Source organism: Microcoleus sp. S28C3, assembly GCF_036700785.1.
GTDB lineage: Bacteria > Cyanobacteriota > Cyanobacteriia > Cyanobacteriales > Microcoleaceae > Microcoleus > Microcoleus asticus.
On sequence record NZ_JAUBPO010000010.1, the window covers coordinates 1 to 21,381 of the forward strand.

A 21,381-nucleotide genomic window follows, 5' to 3' on the forward strand; every position below is an offset into this window, starting at 1 on the left:
AAATCCAAACTACCGAAAACTCCTAGAATACGGCTCTCTCAGAGCCTGACTCTCCCAAAATATGTCCGAACTGTTGTAAAATCTAAAATCTAAAATCTAAAATCGATTGACTCAGCAAGTGAGGGGTCAAGGGTACAGGGGGAAGCAAACTACTCGAACTAAATTCCTTCCCTCAAAACTTGCACCACAAATCCGCTCAACCACCCATTTATTCGGTTAATGTGCTTAGTGTGCGCCTAAAGTTAGATTTGTGGCGCAACTCGCCCCAATAATTAAAAACTTATGCTGTAAAAGGCATTAACCGCCCGTAGGCTTAATCTAGGGGCGGTTTTTTCCTGGTTCGGGTCATTGTGTTTGATAAAATCAGAAGTTATCCTTGCTTTAGCTGAATAACTAAGTAGGTAGAGGGATATATAATGACAACCAACAACATTATTTTGAGTTACTTAGGCCCGCGAGAAATTGAGGCCAATAAAGCCGCTGTCTTAGTTGGCAGTTTTGACAAAAATCTAGTGGCAGCGATTTCAGCAGCAGAAGGCTCAAATGCGCTGAATGTGGGGATAAATCTCTCTAGAGGCATTTGGAACATCAGTTTAGAAAAAGGATTCGATAGCGCAGGAACTCGCACACTGCAGGTGAGGGCAACAGATAAGACAGGCAAAGTTATCGGCCAACAAACAATTAACATCAAAGTTAATCCTGCTTCTCAGTCACCCGCTCAATTCTTCACGTTAATTACTCTCAGAGATACCGTATTCAAAGCCGGAACACTGCCCGCGAGCAATCTCAACCCGCAGCAAAAAGCGGACATACCAGCCGGGAAAATTTATCAAATTAGCGACTACGAGTTAGAAGACGGACACCTGAACATTCAACTAAATAATGCAATTTCTCCGGTGGGAAAGTCCGGCTTTTTATACGAAAAACACGTACTCATCACCAAAGGCGCAAAAATTCTCATATTCGATCGCGCCGAGTTGCCAGTCCCGCCGCCTGGAATGCAGTTACTGTGGGTGATCAAAAAGACATGGTTAAAGTTAACCCCCGCAGATTCTGCAACTTTAGGAGCAACTCAGAAATTACAATTTAACGCGGGAGAAACTTTTAATCTTCTCGGCTACGCTTGCGTGGAAAACCATTTTCGAGTCGCTTTTGCTCGGGCAGTTCCTAACTTAGGAACTTCGGGATTTGTGTACTGGCAGCACGTCCAAATTTTGCGAGACGGGAGGGGTATTGAGTATGATAGAAATGCAGTTACCATGACTGTCATCAAAACTACTGCGATCAAAAAGCAGCCTGTAAATGCGGCTAACCTGCCACCCCAAGAAAAATTTACTTTGCCGGCGGGAATGATTTACGGAATTGCCGGATTCTCGATCGAACAAAGCCACATTAAAGTTTCGCTGACCGAGAATTTGCCGCAATTTGGCAATACGGGTTTCATTTATCCCGATTTTGTGCAATTCAGCCGCGGTGGCAAATCTTTCAATCCCGCTGTGAATTTAAGTTATCAAGGGCCGTCAGAAGTTTTGGTAAATCAGCCGATCGTCCTTCGGGGTACTTTTGATCGGCAACAAGCAGCAAAAATTGAGGTGATAGCTGAGGATACATTGCCCCTAAGCGTCACGCTAAACCAACAAGCCAGCACTTGGCAAGTTAATTTGTCTAAAGGATTTAGCGTAGCTGGAGCTCGGTGGCTCAGGTTGCGGGCAACTGACAGCAAAGGCAACGTTACTGGCAGCCAAATAATTTACATTACCGTAAGTTCCGATCCGCTGACTGTCGGACAAGGTTTGACCTTAAAAATAGTTTCTGACACTTTGTTTAAGGTAGCTCCGCTTGATTCTTCCCGGCTCAACAATCAGCAAAAAGTTTTTGTCAAAGCAGGTCAGACTTTGGCAGTTAGCAAATACGGATTTATTGACGGGCATCTCAAGGTGGTTGTGGATTCAGCAATTTCGCCGATCGGCACTTTTGGCTATTTTTATGAACCCGACGTTCAGCTTGCCAAAGGTTCTCAAATCCTAAGATTTGACCTGGCAGACGTACCGAATAGCAACGTCAGCGCTCAACTGTTGGTAATTCAAACAACTCAGATTAAAGGTCAACCAGAAGATTCATCTAAACTGCCTGCAAATCAAGTTGCTCAAATAACTTTAGGCAGCACCTATGCCATCACTGGTTATGCCTGCATTTTGGGGCATTTCCGAGTAACTCTCGCCGAACCTATTCCCGGTTTCGGCAATATCGGATTTATTTATTGGCAGGACGTTAAAATTAAAAAAGACGGCAAAGAAGTTCCCTTTGACCCCGATGCTTTGACGATGACAATCCTGCAAGCAACTGTCTTTAAAAAACGGCCGGTAGATGCTGCTAGCCTGAGCAGTACCGAGAAAACTACGCTGCCTTTAGGTCGAGTTTACGGCGTGAACAGCTACGGTTTGGAAGGTAATCACCTGAAAGTTTCCCTGACTGAAGAACTGCCGAATTTGGGTAATACAGGTTATGTTTTTCCTAGTTTTGTTCAGTTCAAGCGGGGAGATAAAATTTTCGATCCGGTTCCGAACAATGTGGAATTGAACGTGCCGTATTTTTCGCAGCGGGACAATCCGCGTTTTGATTGGTCTACTTGCAACGTAACTGCGATCGCGATGGTATTTTATTACTACGGCGTTCGTTCTGAGTGGGGCGGACAGTTGGAGGATGAGTTGTTGCAGTGGTGTTTCGACTATGCCGGTCAGGGTTCTCAAACCGATCACAACGTACTTTCGGCACTGATTCAAGCTTACGAGTTTAAGACAAGTTTTAGTACGACTCGCACGTGGGCCGATGTGCGATCGGAATTGCTGAATCGGCGGCCGGTAGTTTTAGCGGGAGATTTTACTGCGGCCGGTCACATTATCACTTTAATTGGCTACAATTCTCAGGGTTATATCGTGCAAGATCCTTGGGGAGATGCACTCACTGGTTACAGCGATACTGAGGGGAGAAAGTTGATGTATCCCTACAGCTACGTCAATCAAGTTGCTGGGCCAGATGGGAATGTTTGGGCGCATTTTATCTCTCGATAATCTACTCTACGGTTTGCAAGTAGTTTGAAGCACTACGACTATTCGTAAGGTGCGCATTACAGCTATTCGTAAGGTACTCCGTGCGCACCCTACATAACTCAGGCAATCTTGCGCTTAATTTTGCGTTTCGCTGCACCAATGCCTAGAATCCCAAATCCGGCTAAAGTACCGAAGATAGTAGCAGGTTCTGGTACTGGTTCAGCAGAGCCTTTTTCAAAAGAGCCTTTAATGGCGATCGCATCGTTAGCGCACTCGGCAAAAAAGTTAGCAATATAGTTCCCCGAAGGCATTGAGGATTTATTGAAACTGAATCCGATTGTTTGAGAACCTACGGCATTAAACTGAGCGAAATTAAGACCGAGGGTACTCAAAGTTGCTGGCGTTAAAACATTGATTTCTCCTACTTTTGTACCCGTAGCAATTGAGTTGAGAACCGTCCAGTTACCTGTTTGTTCAAAATAGGGGTCTGTGGCAGCTAAATCGCCCATTGATGGGGTTCCGCCTTGAGATGAAGCTACCGTATTGAATTGATTTAAATTGGTAAAGCCAGAGTTAGTTTGGGTGACGTTTTTAGCAGTAACGTTACTGTAAATGCCTGTGGTGGCTACGCTTGAGTCATTTCCTCCTGCAAAGCGGATACCAAACAAGCTGCCGTTTGCGTTAGCTGTATTGAAATTTTGACCGGAAAAATTGAAGAATAAATCGCCGTAGTTGATGTTGCCTCTTTGAGCTAATGGGTCGGCATATCCTGCTAAACTCAGATTGGAGTTAATCGCGATGAAAGCTGTATCTGAGGTTTCTTTGATGGCGATGCCGTAAAATTCAAATGCGCCACCGCCGATTTGAGCCCCTGTCACGCCATCGCTGAAGGAATCGATCGCATAATTCCAGCCGTTAGATAGCGTTGCTGCTGTAGCTTTTTGTTGCTGTAGTACGATAATTGCACATAAAACACCCACTGAGTAAGTCAAGTGGATGCTGTTTTTAGCAATGGATTTCATAAAATGCTCCCTGGGAATGAGTGTTAAAGCATCCTGTCTGTTCTATCGACTGTTTTTAATTTTCAGTCAATCATATATTTCGGCCGAATTTATTAAAGTTTCGGTAAAGATTTTGTCCGGCGATCGCATCATATCAACGAGATTGGTTCAAACAACCAACCAATGCCACTAGCTAAATACAGGACTGACGCAGGACTAATGCCACTAGCTAAATACAAGACTGACGCAGGCACAGTATATAGTGTAGCTGCATAAGTCCTGTAGGTGCAAATAAACCGACTACCGGGTTTGGGCGGTTGAGAGAAGCAATAAACTGCCTGCTAGTCCATATCTAGGCTTGACCGGCCCCTACAAGATATTATTATTTTTTCATGCCGATATACTTAATTGATTTTTTATCGATTACCAATGAATCTTGATAATTGGGGGCGTGAGGTTGTAAATGCCAATACCTAATTCTGTTAATATTTCGATTGTTTTATTAAAATTTTTCATAACTTGCCTGCCATCTCCATCCCTGTTCAATAGACCTCTTCAATAATTATTGTGGAACAGGCAGGATGTCTGTTCAAGACTGGCTTTTCTGGAGATGTCTGATAATTATAATTACGTTTGTTGTGATGAATTCATTGCTCAAACTCCAGAACTGCCGATCGCCCACAATTTTACTAATTTTACTAGAAGCGATCGACCCAATCGGCTCTACACGGCTCGACAAACTGTGAATCAGCACTTTTTCTGCAAGTGCTGCACAAAGCGAGAATTGGAGAATCAAAAAAATTCAGACGGCGAGGAGCGATCGCACGTTTTTAGAACACTCAAGAAGCTTTCTGCCATACATCCGGTGCAGCCATCGCGGGTTCCTTCTAACTCGGGCGGTGTTTTCAACACTTGAAGCGCTGCATAAATCAATAAATTTTCACAAATAGTTGCTCGCAACTATTGGGCATTGCCATTTTTTAAATGTTGTTAACATATCGCCGAGAGTTCGTTGACTATCTTCACTCTTCCCCTGAGAACAGAACGCAGCAGGCGGTTGATCGAAAGTCTGCATTCATCGTCGAGAGAGTCGTCTAAAACAGCGGCCATCAAACCGTAGCGATCGGCTAAAGTCAAACAACCCGTATCGCTAACAGAGGCAAGCATTTCGGAAATAGCGCCGGGGATAAGTTGAACTAAAAACATAAGACGTTCCCTGAATTCGATACTTATATCATCTCTCCTTCTCTAAAAATTAAGAGTGACGCTGGCATAGCAGAGAACGTGATGTTTTGAGGCAAATTGTGTGACAGCGACCTCTCTAATTGTGTGACGAACTCCGTTTTAAGTCTGCGATCTTAGTCACAAGATGATTTTATATCTTCCAATTTCGCCCTCTGCCCTCCCAAATCTAAAGATTTAAAGAGATTTTCCGCTGCGTGGGTGTCTTTACCCATTACCCATGTATAAAACGCATCAGAGGTATGCGAAAAATTCATAAAACTCAATATTTTGTAAAAATAGCTACGAATGTTTACAGTCGTGCGCTTTACATTAGCTCATAACTAAGGTGCATGGAAACGCAGCGATCGACCGAACCATCGGTAGCAACTATAACCATAAATAGTTTTGCGACGTTCGAGCCAGCGCCCAGTCAAGCTCAAATGTACAGAAGACCAACCATGCTTAAAAGAAATTAGATCTAGTAACTAAATATACAGTTTTAAATCAATACACTCACTAAGGTTAGCAGGAAACACACACTTTATGCTCCAAGTCAATACTTCTCCCCAACAAGCCAGCAGCGAGGGTAAACCGATGACCCAAACAGTAGAACCCAAAGCCCAAGCCAGCCTGAACAAGTTTGAAAAACTCAAAGCCGAAAAAGATGGCTTAGCATTAACAGCCGAACTCGACCACTTCGCCGAGATCGGCTGGGAAGCAATGGACGAAATCGATCGCGAGCACCGCCTCAAATGGCTCGGCATCTTCTTTCGGCCAGTAACTCCCGGCAAATTCATGATGCGGATGCGTCTCCCCAACGGCATCATTACTAGCAATCAAACCAGAACGCTAGCAGAAATCGTCCAGCGCTACGGGGACGACGGCAGCGCCGACATCACCACCAGACAAAACCTGCAACTTCGCGGAATTCGCATCGAAGACGTGCCCGACATCTTCCGCCGCCTCAAAGAAGCGGGCATGACCAGCATTCAGTCTGGCATGGACAACGTGCGCAACATCACGGGTTCCCCAGTCGCGGGCTTGGACGCGGACGAACTGATAGATACGCGGGAACTGGCGAACCAAGTCCAAGACATGATTACGAACAGCGGCGAAGGCAACCCCGCGTTTTCAAATTTGCCGAGAAAGTTTAATATTGCGATCGCAGGCTGCCGCGACAACTCAGTTCACGCAGAAATCAACGACATCGCCTTCGTACCCGCTTACCAAGACGGCAACATCGGCTTTAACGTTTTAGTCGGCGGTTTCTTCTCCGCCAAACGCTGCGAAGCTGCAATTCCTCTCAACGTCTGGGCAAGTCCCGGCGACGTTGTAGATTTGTGCAAAGCCATATTAACTGTGTTTCGCGATCGAGGCCCGAGAGCAAACCGCCAAAAATCGCGACTGATGTGGCTGATTGACGAACTCGGAATCGAACAATTCCGAGCAGCAGTCGAACAAGAATTAGGTCGCACTTTGCCCGCCGCCGCCCTCAAAGATGAAATCACCTGGGACAAACGCGACCACATCGGCATCTACCCCCAAAAACAATCAGGGCTCAACTATGTAGGGCTGCACGTTCCCGTCGGACGGCTGCAGGCATCGGATTTGTTCGATTTGGCCAGAATCGCCGAGGTTTACGGCAGCGGCGAACTCAGGCTCACTGTCGAAGAAAACGTCATTGTTCCCAACGTTCCCGACTCGCGGATTGAATCGCTGGTAAAAGAACCGCTGTTGCAGCGTTTTTCCATCGACCCCGCACCCCTGACGCGAGCATTGGTTTCCTGCACAGGCTCGAAGTTTTGCAACTTCGCCCTCATCGAAACCAAAAGCCGTGCCGTGGCAATGATTGAAGAACTCGAAGCCGAACTGTCAGTTCCCAAACCGGTCAGAATTCACTGGACGGGTTGCCCCAATTCCTGCGGTCAACCCCAAGTAGCAGATATCGGTTTGATGGGCACAAAAGTTCGCAAGAACGGCAAAACCCTCGAAGGTGTAGACATTTACATGGGAGGCACAGTGGGCAAAGACGCTCATTTGGGTACTTGCGTCCAAAAAAGCATCCCTTGCGAAGACCTCAAACCAGTGCTGCACCAACTTTTAGTCGATAACTTCGGGGCCGTTCCCAATTTATCTCAAGAAGATGAGGTAGCTTCCCTCAACCGGCAACTGCAACTGACGGTTGATAGGGAAGAAACGGCAGTCCCGGCAGCCAAACCTCAGACATCTACTGTCATTTTCGCTCGATCGGGCAAAGAAGTTCCTTGCAGCGAAGATGAGTTCATTCTCGATGTTGCCGAACGGGCCGGAGTCGAACTTGACAGCAATTGCCGGTCGGGAAGCTGCGGCACTTGCAAGCAGCAACTCCTAGAAGGACAAACAGTCTACGACAGCCAACCCGACGCGGCCCGAGACTTAGAACCAGGGTTCATTTTAGCTTGCAGCGCGCGGGCGATCGGCAAAGTGTCGATCGATGCCTAATCTCACAATGTGAGGTGCGATGCGAAGGTCGCGAATCAATCTCACATCTCACATTTTCACCATCTCAAAGTACAACCACAATTCAAGACAAATGAGCAACCTTTCCAGAAGAAAATTCATCATCACCGCCGGAGCAACAGCAGCCGGCACCCTACTAGCCCACGGTTGCAGTTCCGGTTCCACCACATCTAGCGCAACTTCCAGCAGCGCCACACCCAGCGCCGCCCCAGCAGTCAACATCAACCCCGCCGACGCCCCAGAAGTTACCGCAGCCAAACTCGGATTCATCGCCCTCACCGACTCAGCACCCTTAATCATCGCCCAAGAAAAAGGGCTATTTGCCAAGTACGGCATGAAAGACGTACAAGTTACCAAACAAGCATCTTGGCCAGTTACTCGCGACAACTTAGAACTCGGTTCCGAAAAAGGCGGCATTGACGGAGCCCACATTTTATCGCCCATGCCTTACCAATTGACATTAGGCACAATTACCAAAGGCAACCAGCCTGTGCCGATGAACATTGTGGCGCGGTTAAATACTAACGGCCAGGCAATTTCCCTCAGCAAAAAATACCTAGATTTAAAAGTAGGTACTGACAGCAAACCTCTCAAAGAAGCCCTCGCAAATCAAAAAATTGCTATAACTTTTCCCGGCGGCACCCACGACTTGTGGATGCGCTACTGGCTAGCAGCCGGCGGTATTAATCCAGATACAGATGTTTCCGTGATTCCCATACCGCCGCCCCAAATGGTAGCGAACATGAAATCTGGCAGCATGGAAGCCTTTTGCGTAGGCGAACCTTGGAATGCTCAGCTAGTTACTCAAAAGGTAGGATACACCGCCTTAGTAACCGGAGAACTTTGGAAAGACCACCCAGAAAAAGCTTTCGCTTTAAGAGGAGATTGGGTTGAGAAAAACCCCAAAGCTGCAAAAGCAATTACAATGGCCGTACTGGAAGCCCAGCAGTGGTGCGACAAGGCAGAAAATCACGATGAGATGTGCCAAATCATCTCTCAAGATAAGTGGTTAAAAGTTCCAGTAGCAGATATTATCAGTCGCTCTAAAGGTCAAATTGACTACGGTACCGGCCGCATTGAAGCTGCCAGCCCAGTAGCTATGAAATTCTGGGCTGATAATGCTTCCTATCCCTACAAGAGTCACGATGCTTGGTTCCTCACTGAAAATATTCGCTGGGGTTATATGCCAGCAACTACCGACATCAAAGCCACGGTTGATAAAGTTAACCGCGAAGATATTTGGAAAGCAGCAGCGACAGCACTTGGCGTTCCCGCCGCCCAAATTCCTGCTACGACTTCTCGCGGTGTTGAAACCTTCTTTGACGGCGTGAAGTTTGACCCAGAAAAACCACAAGAATATCTGAATGGTCTGGCAATCAAGAAAGCATAATTAGCGAACAGTTGACAGTTGACTGTTGAGAGTTGATCAATTTTTAAATTGAGTTGAGTTGGGTTTCCTAACTCAACCCACCCCAGACACGGCGATCGCTTCAAAGTATCTACAAATAATCGATTATTCACAATACTGCACAAACAAAAATGGCAACAAACCTCGCTGTTACTAAAAGCAAAAATCCAGTAAATTTCGTTCTGGATCATGTTCAAAAAAACCGCCGAAAAATCATCCGACCGCTGGTAGCAATTACAGTTCTGCTCATAATCTGGCAGATCCTCTGCCACAGTCCAGAGTCCACCTTGCCGGGCCCAATCAAAGCTGTCCAAGAAAGCTGGAATTTGATTATCAATCCTTTCTTTGACAATGGCGGTACAGACAAAGGCTTGTTCTGGCAAATTTTGGCTAGCTTGCAGCGGGTGGCGATCGGCTTTACTCTAGCAGCAGTTTTCGGCATCAGTTTAGGAATCCTGATCGGTACAAACTCCCTAATGTTCGATGCTTTAGACCCGCTGTTTCAAGTATTCAGAACTATCCCGCCCCTAGCTTGGCTGCCGATCGCCCTGGCTGTATTTCAACAGTTCAATCCCTTTGAAAGCATGGGGGTGAAAGCTAACGAAGTGTCAGCATTATTCGTAATCTTAATTACAGCAATTTGGCCGATTTTAATTAACACGACAGTAGGCGTTCAACAAATACCCCAAGACTACAGAAACGTCGCCCGCGTCTTGCGCCTCCCCAACCAAAAATACTTCTGGAAAATCCTGCTTCCCTCTTCTGTTCCTTACATCTTCACAGGCTTGAGAATTGGCATCGGTTTGTCTTGGCTGGCGATCGTAGCTGCGGAAATGTTAGTCGGCGGCGTCGGCATCGGCTTCTTCATCTGGGACGCTTACAACAGTTCTAGACTCAGCGCCGTGATTCTAGCAGTGCTTTATGTAGGAATTGTCGGTTTGATTTTAGACAGAATTGTTGGTTTTATCGCTTCCAAAGTTGTTCCAGAAGAACAGAAATAGGATTTGGTTGAGAGTGACACAAACAAGGTAAGGTGCGCAGTGCGCACCCTACAGCCAACAAGGGAAGGTGCGTCCAAGTGTACCCTAAATTGACTTAATCTACAAATTACAAACTAACCTAAAATAGCCATGTCAGTATTTGTTGAAGTAGACCACGTTGACCGTGTATTTAACTTGCCCAATGGAGAGCAATACATCGCTCTTAAAAATATCGAACTTAAAATAAAAAAGGGAGAATTCATCACCTTAATTGGGCACTCGGGCTGCGGCAAATCTACGCTGCTAAATATCATCGCCGGCCTCGACAAAGCAAGTCAGGGCGGGATTATCTTAGAAGGGCGCGAAGTCCGCGATCCAGGCCCGGACAGAATGGTGGTGTTTCAAAATTACTCGCTGCTACCTTGGCTGACGGTGCGCGAAAATATCGCCCTAGCAGTAAATGAAATTTATAGCGGTAACTCTCAAGAAGATCGCGAGTTGGTGATCGAACACCACATTAAATTGGTCGGACTCGGACACGCCGCCGACAAACGCCCGGGCGAAATTTCTGGGGGGATGAAACAAAGAGTTGCGATCGCCCGGGCTCTGGCGATTCGCCCGAAACTGCTGCTGCTAGACGAACCCTTCGGCGCCCTCGATGCTTTAACTCGCGGCGGTTTGCAAGAACAGTTGATGAAAATTTGCGAAGAAAGCAAAGTCACCAGCGTGATGGTAACTCACGACGTGGATGAGGCTTTATTGCTCAGCGATCGCATTGTAATGCTCACCAACGGCCCGGAAGCGCAAATCGGGCAAATCCTCGAAGTGAACATTCCCCGCCCCCGCAAGCGCATGGAAGTGGTCAACCATCCGAGTTACTACGCGCTGCGCAACGAAATGGTTTACTTCCTCAACCAGCAAAAGCGAGTCAAACAGCGCCGGGCCAAACAGCAACCGCCTGTCATCGCCCGCAACGGCCTGGAAAAAATCAACCTCGACATCGGCTTTATTCCCCTCACCGACTGCGCGCCCTTAGTTGTAGCCAAAGAAAAAGGATTCTTCCAAGCCCACGGCTTAGAAGAAGTTTCTCTCAGCCGCGAACCTAGCTGGAAAACGATCGCCCAAGGAGTCGCCGAAGGACGGCTGGACGCGGCGCAAATGGTTGCAGGAATGCCGATTGCCATGCTGTTGGGGCTGGACGGCGAAGCCCCTGTGCCCGTCTGCAGCGCCCTCACCCTGTCTCGCAACGGCAATTCGATTATTTTCAGCAAACACCTTTACAAACAAGGCATTCGGACGTTAGAGGATTTCAAAGCTGCGATCGCCAAGACTCCGGATAAAGTTCACACCTTGGGCATGGTACACTCCGCCTCCATGCACAACCTGCTGTTCCGCTACTGGCTGGCCGCCGGCGGCATCGACCCCGACCTCGACGTGGGCTTGACCGTGATTCCGCCTCCGCAGATGGTATCGAATTTAAAAGCAGGCAACATTGACGGCTACTGCTCGGGCGACCCCTGGAACTCCCACGCAGTCAACAGCGGTACGGGTTTTGTCATGGCGCGTTCCCTCGATATTCTGCCCGGACACATCGAAAAAGTTCTCGGTGTTACCGAAGATTGGGCTCAGAAATATCCTCAAACTCACCTCGCCCTCGTCAAAGCGCTTCTGGAAGCCTGCGACTACTGCGACGACCGCCGCAACCGCGAAGAAGTCCTAGAGTTGATTAGCCAAGGACAATACATCGGTGCCGATCCGAAAGACATCCGTCCGGGGTTCATCGACCCGTACAACTCCGGTACGGAGGCAGAACCTGAAATGCTCTACAACTTCAACCAGTTCTACGTTGACAAAACCAATTGTCCAGACCGCCTAGAAATGGTGTGGGTGATGGCGCAGATGGCTCGCTGGGGACTGATTCCGTTCCCGAAAAACTGGGTGGAAGTGGTCGATCGAGTTTTGCGGCCCGATGTTTTCGGTCAAGCCGTGCGCGAATTGGGTTTGCCGGATATTTCCAGAGATCGCCGGACGATCGAGCTATTTGACGGCACTGTGTTTAATCTAGACGACCCGATCGACTATCTCCACAATGTCAAAATCAAGCGCGGCGTCCGCATTGAAGAAATCTTAATTGAACAAATAGGCAGTCAGTGTTCCATCAAACTGCCAGCATAACCAGCAAATAGGAACAGGGAATGAGGAGCAAGAAATCAGGAAACAAGACTCCACATTTCCCGCTTCCTAACTCCCTAATTTCAAATTCTCAATCCAAAGTTGTCATGTCTAATTCCTCAACCCAAAATCCCAATACTGAAAATATGCAAACTCTCAAAAGCCCCCAAACAACCAAAATTCAAACGGAGAAGCCAGACTTTCTTACGATTAAAGACGTATCGAAAGTCTACGAAACTCCTAAAGGCCCTTACGTCGTTCTCGACGGTGTAAACCTGACTATTAATGAAGGCGAATTTATTTGTTTGATCGGTCACTCGGGCTGTGGCAAATCAACTTTGCTGAATATGATTGCGGGATTCAACGGGCCGACAAACGGAGAAGTTGCCCTGCAAGGTTCGCAGATTACTGAACCAGGCCCCGATCGCATGGTGGTGTTTCAAAACTACTCGCTTTTGCCGTGGCTGACTGCTACGGAAAACATTCACCTCGGCGTTGAAAATGTCTACCCGAACAAGTCCGCCGAGGAACACAATACGATCGTCAAGGAACACTTGGAATTAGTGGGGCTGACGGAAGCTTGTAACAAAAGACCGGGCCAATTGTCCGGGGGGATGAAACAGCGGGTGGCGATCGCCCGAGCTCTGGCAACTCAACCCAAACTCTTGATTTTAGACGAACCTTTCGGCGCTCTAGACCCAATTACGCGGGAAGAGTTGCAGGAAGAATTGCTGAAAATTTGGCGGCAGCACAAAATTACCGTCATTATGATTACTCACGATATTGATGAAGCTTTGTTTTTGGCCGATCGCATCGTGATGATGACCAACGGGCCTGCTGCTTCCATCGGCGAAGATATGCACATTCCGTTCAGCCGTCCCCGCAACCGGGCGCGGATTATGGAAGACCCGAAATACTACGAACTTCGCAACTTTGCTTTGGAGTTCCTGTTTTCTCGCTACGCGCACCACGAAGAGGATGAAGCAACGGACTCGGAGACAGAAGCCACCGCGCTACCGATGCCATTACCTGCTAGCAAAAAGCCTGCGTTTGCGGAGACTGCTAACAAGCCGATCGCACCTGCACCTTTTGTGTCTCACGCTGCTGCCGAACCCCCAGAAGTTTCGCCGATCAAACGCGGCATCCTGGCAGCCTCGTGGTTCGTAGCAATGGTTACTTTAGCAGCCGTCAATATGTCTGGTGTTTCCAACCAGCTAAAGCAAGCGAAACTAACAGAAACTGCACCTCCAGCGGCGACTGCGGCGGCGGTTGTGAGTTCTCCCCCCAGCCCGGAAATTGCAGCAAGTTCGATCGCACCAACTGCTAGCCCTGCACCCATCGCTGCTGCTGCCAGTCCTGCACCCATCGCTGCTGCCAGCCCTGCGCCCATCGCTGCTGCAGCTAGCCCTGCACCCATCGCTGCTGCCGCCGCGACGGCTGCCTCGCCCAATGCAGCAACCAGTGCCACATCAGAGATTTCTGACCAAGCCGAACTCGATGCGATCGGACAGCAGTTGTATGCACAAATCGACAAAAATTGGAGAACAACTCCGACATTTACCGAAAGTTTGACTTATCGGGTCAAAGTAAAAGAAAACGGCGATATCCTACAGTTCGATCCGACAAATAAAGCAGCTAAAGATTTCGTCAAAGAAACTCCTTTGCCGGTTTTGCAAACTCCTCCCGGTGCCACAGCAGGCGCTGAAAAAACTGCTGAATTCCAAGTAACTTTTAGCCCCACCAACGGTGGCGTATTTGAAGTTAAATCAGGGAAGTAGGGAATATAATACTCCTGCACTAAATCTCTAATTGCTATCAACAACTAGGTCAAAAGTAGTATCGGCGCGCTGTTCGATCCCTGCAAAAATTCCTCCTAGCCCCCCATCCTTGGGGTGACAAGATTTAGGTCAGGAGTCCCTCTATTTGAGAGGAATCTAGGCGCAGCGAGAAGCTGGCTACAACCCAGATCGATCGCGAATTTTAGTAAGAGATCGGTTAATTTTAAATCAGGGTATTGTCCGTTGTTGTAAAGCATTTTTGCGGTAATTTAGTAACTATTGATACATTATTTGCAGGAGCTCTCAGTTCCGACTATAATGACGAATTACCAATTACCCATTAGCTTTCAAAAATTAGCATCTAAAATCACCAGATGGAAACTATAAAAACTCTTTGCCCTTACTGCGGTGTAGGTTGCGGTCTAGAAGTTGTTGCCGACAAAAAACAAAATTGGAAAGTGCGGGGCGATCGCAATCACCCATCGAGTCAGGGCATGGTTTGTATTAAGGGAGCAACCGTAGCAGAGTCGATTCGGAGCGATCGGCTACTTTATCCGATGATGCGAGATGCTCTCGACCAACCATTCCGCCGCGCTAGCTGGGACGAAGCTCTCGATGCAATTGTTAACCGCATCCAAACAGTTCGCAGCACCAGCGGCCCCGATGCTTTGTGCGTTTACGGTTCGGGTCAATTCGCTACAGAAGATTATTATATTGCCCAGAAACTAATGAAAGGTTGTCTGGGTACTAATAATTTTGATGCTAATTCTCGCTTGTGTATGTCTTCAGCAGTTTCGGGATACGTTCAAAGTTTTGGTTCGGACGGGCCGCCTTGCTGTTACGACGATTTAGAATTAACAGATTGCGCTTTTATTATCGGCAGCAATACAGCGGAATGCCATCCGATTGTATTCAATCGATTAGCAAAATACCACAAAAAAAATCCAAATGTTAAGATGATTGTGGTAGATCCGAGGCGGACTCCGACTGCTGAAGCGGCGGATTTGCACTTAGCAATTAAACCGGGTACGGATATAGATTTGCTTAACGGAATTGCATATTTGCTGCTGCGCAGGCAAGCAATAGATCCTGAGTTTATTCAAGAATGCACGGCGAATTTTTCAGCTTTTGCTGAGGTTATTAGCAGCTACACGCCGGAGTTTGTAGCCTCGCGCTGCGGGATTACTGTCAGCGAGTTAGAAACGGCGGCAAACTACTGGGAACAGTCACAGCGGGTTTTGTCGCTGTGGTCGATGGGAATCAACCAGTCCTCCGAAGGCACGGCAAAGGTGCGATCGCTGATTAATTTGCATTTGATGACCGGTCAAATCGGCAAACCGGGATGCGGCCCGTTTTCCCTCACCGGCCAGCCAAACGCCATGGGAGGGCGGGAAGCCGGAGGACTGTCTCACTTATTGCCGGGATATCGGTTTGTGAAAAATGACCAACACAGAACCCAAGTCGAGGAGTTTTGGGGAATCGCACCGGGAAGCATTTCCCCGAATCCGGGCCGCACAGCTTGGGACATGATTGTGGGCTTGGAAACTGGCGATGTCGAGTTGCTGTGGATTGCAGCTACTAATCCGGTGGTGAGTATGCCGGATTTGGAACGCACTAAAGCCGCTTTGCTGCGATCGCCCTTTACTATTTATCAAGAAGCTTACTATCCCACTGAAACCTCCGCCTACGCTCACATCCTGCTGCCGGCAACGCAGTGGAGCGAAAAAACTGGGGTGATGACGAATTCCGAACGCCGCGTTACCTTTTGTCCCGGTTTCGACACTCCCTCCGGGGAAGCCCGCGACGACTGGAGCATTTTCGCCGAGGTGGGACGGCGGTTGGGTTTTGCCGAACACTTTGCTTTCGAGAACAGTGGGGAGGTTTTTAAAGAGTACGCGCAGTTGACGCGGGGTCAGCCTTGCGACATGACCGGACTCAGCCACGAATACATCCGCCAAGAAGGGCCGCAGCAGTGGCCTTGCCGGGAAAACGAGCCTGTGCATCCAGCGAACGAAGCGAAACGGCTGTATACTGACAGGCGTTTTCACACTCCTGACGCGCGGGCGAGATTTTCGGCCTATCACTCCCGGGGACTGGCAGAACCTCCCGATCCGAATTATCCGTTTGTGTTGACGACAGGGAGACTTTACGGACACTGGCACACGATGACGCGGACGGGTAGAACAGAAAAAATTAATCAATTGCACCCCGATCCGTTTTTGGAAATTCACCCGCGCGATGCTGCCAAATTGCAGATTAAGGAGGGGGATTTGCTGGAAGTTCGATCGCGCCGCGGCAAGGGGCAGTTTCCGGCAAAAGTCACCAAGGCGATCGCCCCGGGTACGCTATTTGTACCGATGCACTGGGGTTCTCTGTGGGCCGAAGGTGCTGAAGCTAATGCCATGACTCATTCTGCAAGCTGTCCAGATTCCAAACAGCCCGAGTTAAAAGCTTGTGCGGTGCAGTTGGTACTGGTTGGGGCAGAAACTGCTGCAGAAGGTGTCGCAGAAGTTTCCGCAGAAGTTGGGGAATTTAATTGGGCAAAATCCACCCTCGCCGTCACTTCTTGAGCTGCCCTCCAACTATGGGATGTTACAACTCACCGAATAACGAGCGGGAAGCCCCTGGCGATCGACATGGGGATGAACGCGGTTGACGTTCGGCGCTGAGTCGAACGATTTGAGATTTACTCCACAGAGGAATTTGGGAGCTTGAACAAGAGTCTAAAATTACGATCTCTCGACGACTCCTGTCGTTCGCAAGTATCCGTTTTTAGGGTAACAACCTCTCTCGATCGAACAATTTTGATCCCGGACGCACCCTACACATAAATCTCAAATCCTCAATCCCAAATCTAAAACCTAAAATCGTTATGCCATTACCCAGCCTACAAGCTGCGTTTCCCCGGCAGAGCCCGGGAACAAGGAAAATTAAATTTATTTATTCTAAATTTTTCCTTCTTGATGGGGGGTTTTTCCTTCGGGAGAATGTCTTATGGCGAATGCCTTCTGCTTTCTTTTTAATTAATCGAGTCAGACAATTGCAGTTTGCACCTATAGGTGCTATGATGTTTTTACAAGGCTTTATTTTCGGCAGTACAGTTCGTTCTATCGGCGTTCCTCCGGATTTAAATCTCTACACCCTCTGATTCTGGAGAATGTTCAATGTCAATCTATGTCGGCAATTTATCCTACGAAGTAACGCAGGAGCACCTCAGCCAAACTTTTGGAGAGTACGGAACAGTAAAGCGCATTCAATTGCCTGCTGACCGCGAAACAGGCCGGATGCGTGGCTTCGCTTTCGTAGAAATGTCTACTGAAGCCGAAGAAACCGCAGCCATTGAGGCTCTTGACGGTGCTGAGTGGATGGGTCGCGACCTCAAGGTCAATAAGGCAAAACCCCGCGAAGAACGTGGTTCTTCTAACAGCGGTAACTGGGGCAACAACGATCGCGGTGGCAATTCTCGTCGCTACTAAACCACCCGAGCTAAATTTTTAGCTATCTTATATATTGCGTCGGAGCAAGCTGGGAGTCAACAATCATTCTCTGTTGAGAATAGATAGTGAGTTCAGTGGTCGCACCGCGCCTTAGAATCCTCAAAATATTGCTAGACAATAGTTTGAGGCTTTTTTATGGCAAAAATTATGAATCAGGAGTTCGATCGCGTGCGATCGATTCCTAGCTGACATGAAAAACTATAAAATATAACAGGCAGAGAGAGCTGCCTTCCGCAACGCCCGGGTGGTACAGTGAAACCAGGTAATCCCACAGTTTTTCGCTTGCAAAGTGTACCGAACAATGACAGAATCATCAAGAAAGATGACTAAATCACGGGTATGCTGAAAAAAATATTTAGGCAAATTTCCAAGTCAAGCAGTGATGAAAATTTTCTGCATTTTACAGAAAGTGTAGAGGTAATAATATCGAAAATTTTATCACTGGCGATGATTTTGGTAATTCTCGTCAGCGTTTGCGATTTGCTGATTTTTTTAGCAAAAGAATTGGTAAACCACACTGATACTTTGTTAAAAGACACGTTGTTTGTCATATTTGGGTTGTTTTTAAATGTTTTAATTGCTCTGGAAATCTTGGAAAATATTACAGCTTATCTGAAAAAGCACGTAATTCAAGTAGAGCTAGTTATTGTAACTTCTTTGATAGCAGTATCTCGAAAAATCATCATTCTTGACCTAGAAAAGAAAACAGCAGCCGACTTGATTGGTTTGGCGATTGCAATTTTCGCGCTTTCAATCAGTTACTTGATAGTGCGGCACACCAATAAAGAAAAAGATTAATATCGGGAATTAGGAACCGCCTCGCCGAAGTAGGGGAATTTTTTAATAACTAATATCATGTCCGGTCGAGCGACCGGATATGATATTATTCCAATAAACCAGGAGGAGGCACAATTTCAATTCGGCCTTGTTCTAAGTCAACAACTGGCACAATCTCTTCCACAAAAGGAATCAAAATTTTTGTTGATTTAGGCTCTTTAACGCGAATTTTCCGTGGTTTGCGGGTATTTCTGGGGTCAGCGTTTGCTTTAGGAGTTTCAGGCTGTTTTGGCTTTTCTAATTCTGCGACAACAGTTTCCGGCGGCGTTAGATTCGTTTCAACTTCTAAAAGGTCGTTACCGGCGGGAATAATATCACTTACCTTGCCTAAGATTTCCCCGGTTAACTGGTTAATAACTTCCATCCCGATCAAATCTTGGACGTAAAACTCATCAGATTCGAGGTAAGGTCGATCGGTCTTTTCAACAAACAACTTACAGCCCCGCAGCGCCTCAGCACTATCGCGGTCTTCCACACCCTCTACCTCTACAGCGTACAGCCCTTTGCCCGGAATGTAGCGACCGCCCAAAAACTCGATCGGTTCCGGTTCACTTTTGTTAGGGCGCAAAATCCACCGCTTCCCGGGTTCGATAAACCTTTCCGGGAAATCCGAATCGGGATAGACTCGCACTTCCCCGTCCAAACCTTGAGCTGCTACAATTTTACCGATTTCTATCCACTCAGACATAGATTATATCACTCAAATTGCTAGTAATTGATAATGGGAATTTGGTGTTTGGAATTGGGAATCCGCAATGGGGAATTGGAAATTGGCAACTGAAAAATGTTGAATTATTTTTATTCCTTCTTCCCTCGGATCTTCTCCCTCTTCCTTCTTCCTTCTTCCCTCTTCCTTCTTCCTTCTTTACACCAATCCCGTCCTCAGCGCTACAACTGCTGCTTGCACGCGGTCATCCACTGCTAACTTATTCATAATACCGCGAACATGAGTTTTAATAGTATTTGGACTCAAGTAAAGCGCCGCTGCAATTTCGGGATTGCTGTTACCTTCCACCATTAATTTTAACACCTCCAATTCCCGCTGCGACAACTGACCAAAAGTAGTTGTAGAGGCAGGTATCGGGGGTTTGAGGTGTTCGATGACAGTCCGGGCAATTTGAGGGTCAAGATATGTCGCCCCCTCTGCTGCGGCTGCAATCGCTGCTAACAGCCTGTCTACGGAAGCACCTTTAATGCAATAAGCATCAGCCCCGCTAGAAAGGGCAGCAATAATTTCAGTTTCTGCCGTGTGAGAAGTTAACATTACTACTCGAACTTCTGGCAGTTGTGCTTTAATTTGCTGCGTCGCTGCTATGCCGTCCAGCCGAGGCAAACCGATATCCATTACAATAATATCAGGTTTGAGTTTCAGTGCGGCTGCTACGCCTAAATAACCGTCTTCTGCCTGTCCTACTATTTCTATTTCTGGGGAATCGGCTAAAACTTGCTCTAATCCCAGTTGCATCATCGGGTCATCTTCAACAATTAAAATTTTCATAATACGAAGGAAGAAGGAAGAAGGAAGAAGGAAGAAGTAAGAAGGAAGAAGGAAGAGGGAAGAAGGAAGAAGGAAGAAGGAAGAAGGAAGAGGGATTACTTAGTTGTTAATATTTTACATGAAATTATACCGAACCAATAACTAACCAATAACAACTAACTAATGACTAACTTTTAAAACTTCAACGAATTCGCCGGGCCAAATCCAGGTTTCCGATGCGGGCAAAACTGCTAAACCACTCGTATTTGCAAGGTTAATTAAATTCGCTGAATTTTGGCTGCCGCTAGCAGGTTCAAATTCCCAGACTCCGGCAACTAAATGCAGTTTACCCCAAACATAAGTTTCGCGCCGACCGTGCGATCGCAATTCAGCCTGACACCGAACCCGGACAAACTCGGGCCCCCAAGCATCCTCGCCAAGCCCAGAAATTTTTCTCAAAGCAGGCACAACAAACCGCCAACAGCAGACTAAAGCCGAAACAGGATTTCCCGGCAAACCAAAATAGAGACAATCCGAACTCAAACTCGGCGAATCATCATTTTTTTTACCTCGTTTAAATGCAGCAACAGTTAAAGGTTTGCCCGGCTTAATCGCCACAGAACTAATGTGAACTTTTCCTCCTAAATCGGCCAAAATTTTCTCGACATAATCGTAGTCTCCTACCGAGACGCCGCCCGTAGAAAGAACCACATCTGCTGTCGCAACAGCGCGGGATATCGCCTTATTTAACGCATCTTCATTATCAGGAACAATCCCCAATCGAATCGGTTCAAATCCCATTTGGGCCAACAAAACTGTCAAAGCATACTGATTCGAGTCTACCAGTTTCCCCGGTGCCAAAGGTTCGTCGGGCGATACCAATTCGTCACCAGTAGAAAAAATTGCCACCCGCAGCCGCCGATAAACGGGAACTTGAATGCACTGTGCAGTTGCTAACACCGCCATTTCTGGGGCATTGATAACTGTACCGGGAGTTAGCAAAGTTGTTCCTGCTTGATAAAAAGCGCCTTTGTGCCTGACAAATGCTTGCGGTTTTTCAGGAGAAACTAAGATAAAAATGCGATCGCCCTCTCGCCTCGTTTCTTCCTGCATTACCACCGTATCAGCACCGGCTGGCATCACAGCGCCCGTAAAAATTCGCGCCGCTTGCCCCGATTGTACAGTATGTTGAGGCTGATATCCCGCTGGAATGTCTTCAACTATATCAAGTGCGATCGGTTTTTCGGCGCTGCAATTTTCCACATCAGCAAACCGCACCGCATACCCATCCATTGCGGAATTATCCCAATAAGGAAAATCGAGGGAACCGGTGACGGGTGCAGCCAAAATGCGCCCCGATGCTGCCAGCAAGTCTACAGTTTCTACATCCCGCTGACTGTCGAGGGGTTGGGCCAAATTTAGAACGATCGATTCTGCTTCTTTCACTGACAGCATGAC

The 21,381-nt window shown here is 47.5% G+C and carries 16 protein-coding genes; 11 read left to right on the plus strand and 5 right to left on the minus strand.

Going from position 1 to position 21,381, the window contains the following annotated elements:
* The first annotated feature begins 416 nt into the window (after positions 1-416).
* On the plus strand, positions 417-3,071 hold the full coding sequence (locus tag QUA13_RS04950) for a C39 family peptidase (protein WP_333197079.1): 2,655 nt from the start codon (positions 417-419) through the stop codon (positions 3,069-3,071).
* A gap of 98 nt (positions 3,072-3,169) precedes the next feature.
* On the opposite strand, the gene QUA13_RS04955 is transcribed toward QUA13_RS04950, so the two are convergent.
* Entirely contained in the window at positions 3,170-4,072 is a 903-nt protein-coding gene (locus tag QUA13_RS04955) for a PEP-CTERM sorting domain-containing protein (RefSeq protein ID WP_333197081.1), read from the minus strand.
* A 589-nt stretch (positions 4,073-4,661) separates the two neighbouring features.
* On the opposite strand from QUA13_RS04955, the gene QUA13_RS04960 reads away from it, so the two are divergent.
* Positions 4,662-4,967 (plus strand): hypothetical protein, encoded by a 306-nt coding sequence (locus QUA13_RS04960; protein ID WP_333197084.1) that lies wholly within the window; start codon positions 4,662-4,664, stop codon positions 4,965-4,967.
* Between the two features lie 74 nt (positions 4,968-5,041).
* On the opposite strand, the gene QUA13_RS04965 is transcribed toward QUA13_RS04960, so the two are convergent.
* Positions 5,042-5,257, minus strand: coding sequence for a hypothetical protein (locus QUA13_RS04965; protein ID WP_172190671.1), 216 nt, complete (start codon positions 5,255-5,257; stop codon positions 5,042-5,044).
* Between the two features lie 561 nt (positions 5,258-5,818).
* Between QUA13_RS04965 and QUA13_RS04970 the strand changes: the two genes are divergently transcribed.
* From QUA13_RS04970 to QUA13_RS05015, 9 genes are all read left to right on the plus strand, one after another.
* Positions 5,819-7,756, plus strand: coding sequence for a ferredoxin--nitrite reductase (locus QUA13_RS04970; RefSeq protein ID WP_445242680.1), 1,938 nt, complete (start codon positions 5,819-5,821; stop codon positions 7,754-7,756).
* A gap of 91 nt (positions 7,757-7,847) precedes the next feature.
* Positions 7,848-9,164 carry a CmpA/NrtA family ABC transporter substrate-binding protein gene (locus QUA13_RS04980; RefSeq protein ID WP_172190670.1) on the plus strand — a complete coding sequence of 439 codons (1,317 nt, stop codon included), beginning with the start codon at positions 7,848-7,850 and terminating at the stop codon, positions 9,162-9,164.
* Positions 9,165-9,313: 149 nt separating this feature from the next.
* Entirely contained in the window at positions 9,314-10,183 is an 870-nt protein-coding gene (gene ntrB / locus QUA13_RS04985; protein WP_333197087.1) for a nitrate ABC transporter permease, read from the plus strand.
* Positions 10,184-10,312: 129 nt separating this feature from the next.
* Positions 10,313-12,337 (plus strand): nitrate ABC transporter ATP-binding protein, encoded by a 2,025-nt coding sequence (locus tag QUA13_RS04990; RefSeq protein WP_333197088.1) that lies wholly within the window; start codon positions 10,313-10,315, stop codon positions 12,335-12,337.
* A 104-nt stretch (positions 12,338-12,441) separates the two neighbouring features.
* Positions 12,442-14,112 carry a nitrate ABC transporter ATP-binding protein gene (locus tag QUA13_RS04995; protein ID WP_333197089.1) on the plus strand — a complete coding sequence of 557 codons (1,671 nt, stop codon included), beginning with the start codon at positions 12,442-12,444 and terminating at the stop codon, positions 14,110-14,112.
* 374 nt (positions 14,113-14,486) lie between these two features.
* Positions 14,487-16,682, plus strand: coding sequence for a nitrate reductase (locus tag QUA13_RS05000; protein ID WP_333197091.1), 2,196 nt, complete (start codon positions 14,487-14,489; stop codon positions 16,680-16,682).
* 302 nt (positions 16,683-16,984) lie between these two features.
* The gene (locus tag QUA13_RS05005) at positions 16,985-17,260 is read left to right on the plus strand and encodes a hypothetical protein (RefSeq protein WP_333197094.1); all 276 of its coding nucleotides are present in this window, start codon (positions 16,985-16,987) and stop codon (positions 17,258-17,260) included.
* A gap of 16 nt (positions 17,261-17,276) precedes the next feature.
* Entirely contained in the window at positions 17,277-17,588 is a 312-nt protein-coding gene (locus tag QUA13_RS05010) for an RNA recognition motif domain-containing protein (RefSeq protein ID WP_172190665.1), read from the plus strand.
* A gap of 360 nt (positions 17,589-17,948) precedes the next feature.
* Entirely contained in the window at positions 17,949-18,407 is a 459-nt protein-coding gene (locus tag QUA13_RS05015; protein WP_333197096.1) for a phosphate-starvation-inducible PsiE family protein, read from the plus strand.
* Positions 18,408-18,492: 85 nt separating this feature from the next.
* On the opposite strand, the gene rimM is transcribed toward QUA13_RS05015, so the two are convergent.
* The 3 genes from rimM to QUA13_RS05030 form a co-directional block, all read right to left on the minus strand.
* A complete protein-coding gene (gene rimM, locus QUA13_RS05020; RefSeq protein WP_333187518.1) occupies positions 18,493-19,134 on the minus strand; it encodes a ribosome maturation factor RimM in 642 nt (213 codons plus the stop codon).
* Positions 19,135-19,311: 177 nt separating this feature from the next.
* Positions 19,312-19,944, minus strand: coding sequence for a response regulator (locus QUA13_RS05025; protein WP_015179099.1), 633 nt, complete (start codon positions 19,942-19,944; stop codon positions 19,312-19,314).
* 159 nt (positions 19,945-20,103) lie between these two features.
* On the minus strand, positions 20,104-21,378 hold the full coding sequence (locus QUA13_RS05030; RefSeq protein WP_333197098.1) for a molybdopterin-binding protein: 1,275 nt from the start codon (positions 21,376-21,378) through the stop codon (positions 20,104-20,106).
* Between the last annotated feature and the right edge of the window lie 3 nt (positions 21,379-21,381).

Excerpts from the sequence above, each read along its gene's own strand:
- QUA13_RS04980 (WP_172190670.1), top strand. The coding sequence starts at position 7,848 with ATGAGCAACCTTTCCAGAAGAAAATTCATCATCACCGCCGGAGCAACA.
- QUA13_RS05000 (WP_333197091.1), top strand. The coding sequence starts at position 14,487 with ATGGAAACTATAAAAACTCTTTGCCCTTACTGCGGTGTAGGTTGCGGT.
- QUA13_RS05010 (WP_172190665.1), top strand. The coding sequence starts at position 17,277 with ATGTCAATCTATGTCGGCAATTTATCCTACGAAGTAACGCAGGAGCAC.
- QUA13_RS04965 (WP_172190671.1), bottom strand. The coding sequence starts at position 5,257 with ATGTTTTTAGTTCAACTTATCCCCGGCGCTATTTCCGAAATGCTTGCC.
- QUA13_RS04955 (WP_333197081.1), bottom strand. The coding sequence starts at position 4,072 with ATGAAATCCATTGCTAAAAACAGCATCCACTTGACTTACTCAGTGGGT.
- ntrB (WP_333197087.1), top strand. The coding sequence starts at position 9,314 with ATGGCAACAAACCTCGCTGTTACTAAAAGCAAAAATCCAGTAAATTTC.
- QUA13_RS05025 (WP_015179099.1), bottom strand. The coding sequence starts at position 19,944 with ATGAAAATTTTAATTGTTGAAGATGACCCGATGATGCAACTGGGATTA.
- QUA13_RS04960 (WP_333197084.1), top strand. The coding sequence starts at position 4,662 with ATGTCTGATAATTATAATTACGTTTGTTGTGATGAATTCATTGCTCAA.
- QUA13_RS04990 (WP_333197088.1), top strand. The coding sequence starts at position 10,313 with ATGTCAGTATTTGTTGAAGTAGACCACGTTGACCGTGTATTTAACTTG.
- QUA13_RS04995 (WP_333197089.1), top strand. The coding sequence starts at position 12,442 with ATGTCTAATTCCTCAACCCAAAATCCCAATACTGAAAATATGCAAACT.
- QUA13_RS05015 (WP_333197096.1), top strand. The coding sequence starts at position 17,949 with ATGCTGAAAAAAATATTTAGGCAAATTTCCAAGTCAAGCAGTGATGAA.
- QUA13_RS04970 (WP_445242680.1), top strand. The coding sequence starts at position 5,819 with ATGCTCCAAGTCAATACTTCTCCCCAACAAGCCAGCAGCGAGGGTAAA.
- QUA13_RS05030 (WP_333197098.1), bottom strand. The coding sequence starts at position 21,378 with ATGCTGTCAGTGAAAGAAGCAGAATCGATCGTTCTAAATTTGGCCCAA.
- QUA13_RS04950 (WP_333197079.1), top strand. The coding sequence starts at position 417 with ATGACAACCAACAACATTATTTTGAGTTACTTAGGCCCGCGAGAAATT.
- rimM (WP_333187518.1), bottom strand. The coding sequence starts at position 19,134 with ATGTCTGAGTGGATAGAAATCGGTAAAATTGTAGCAGCTCAAGGTTTG.
- QUA13_RS05005 (WP_333197094.1), top strand. The coding sequence starts at position 16,985 with ATGCCATTACCCAGCCTACAAGCTGCGTTTCCCCGGCAGAGCCCGGGA.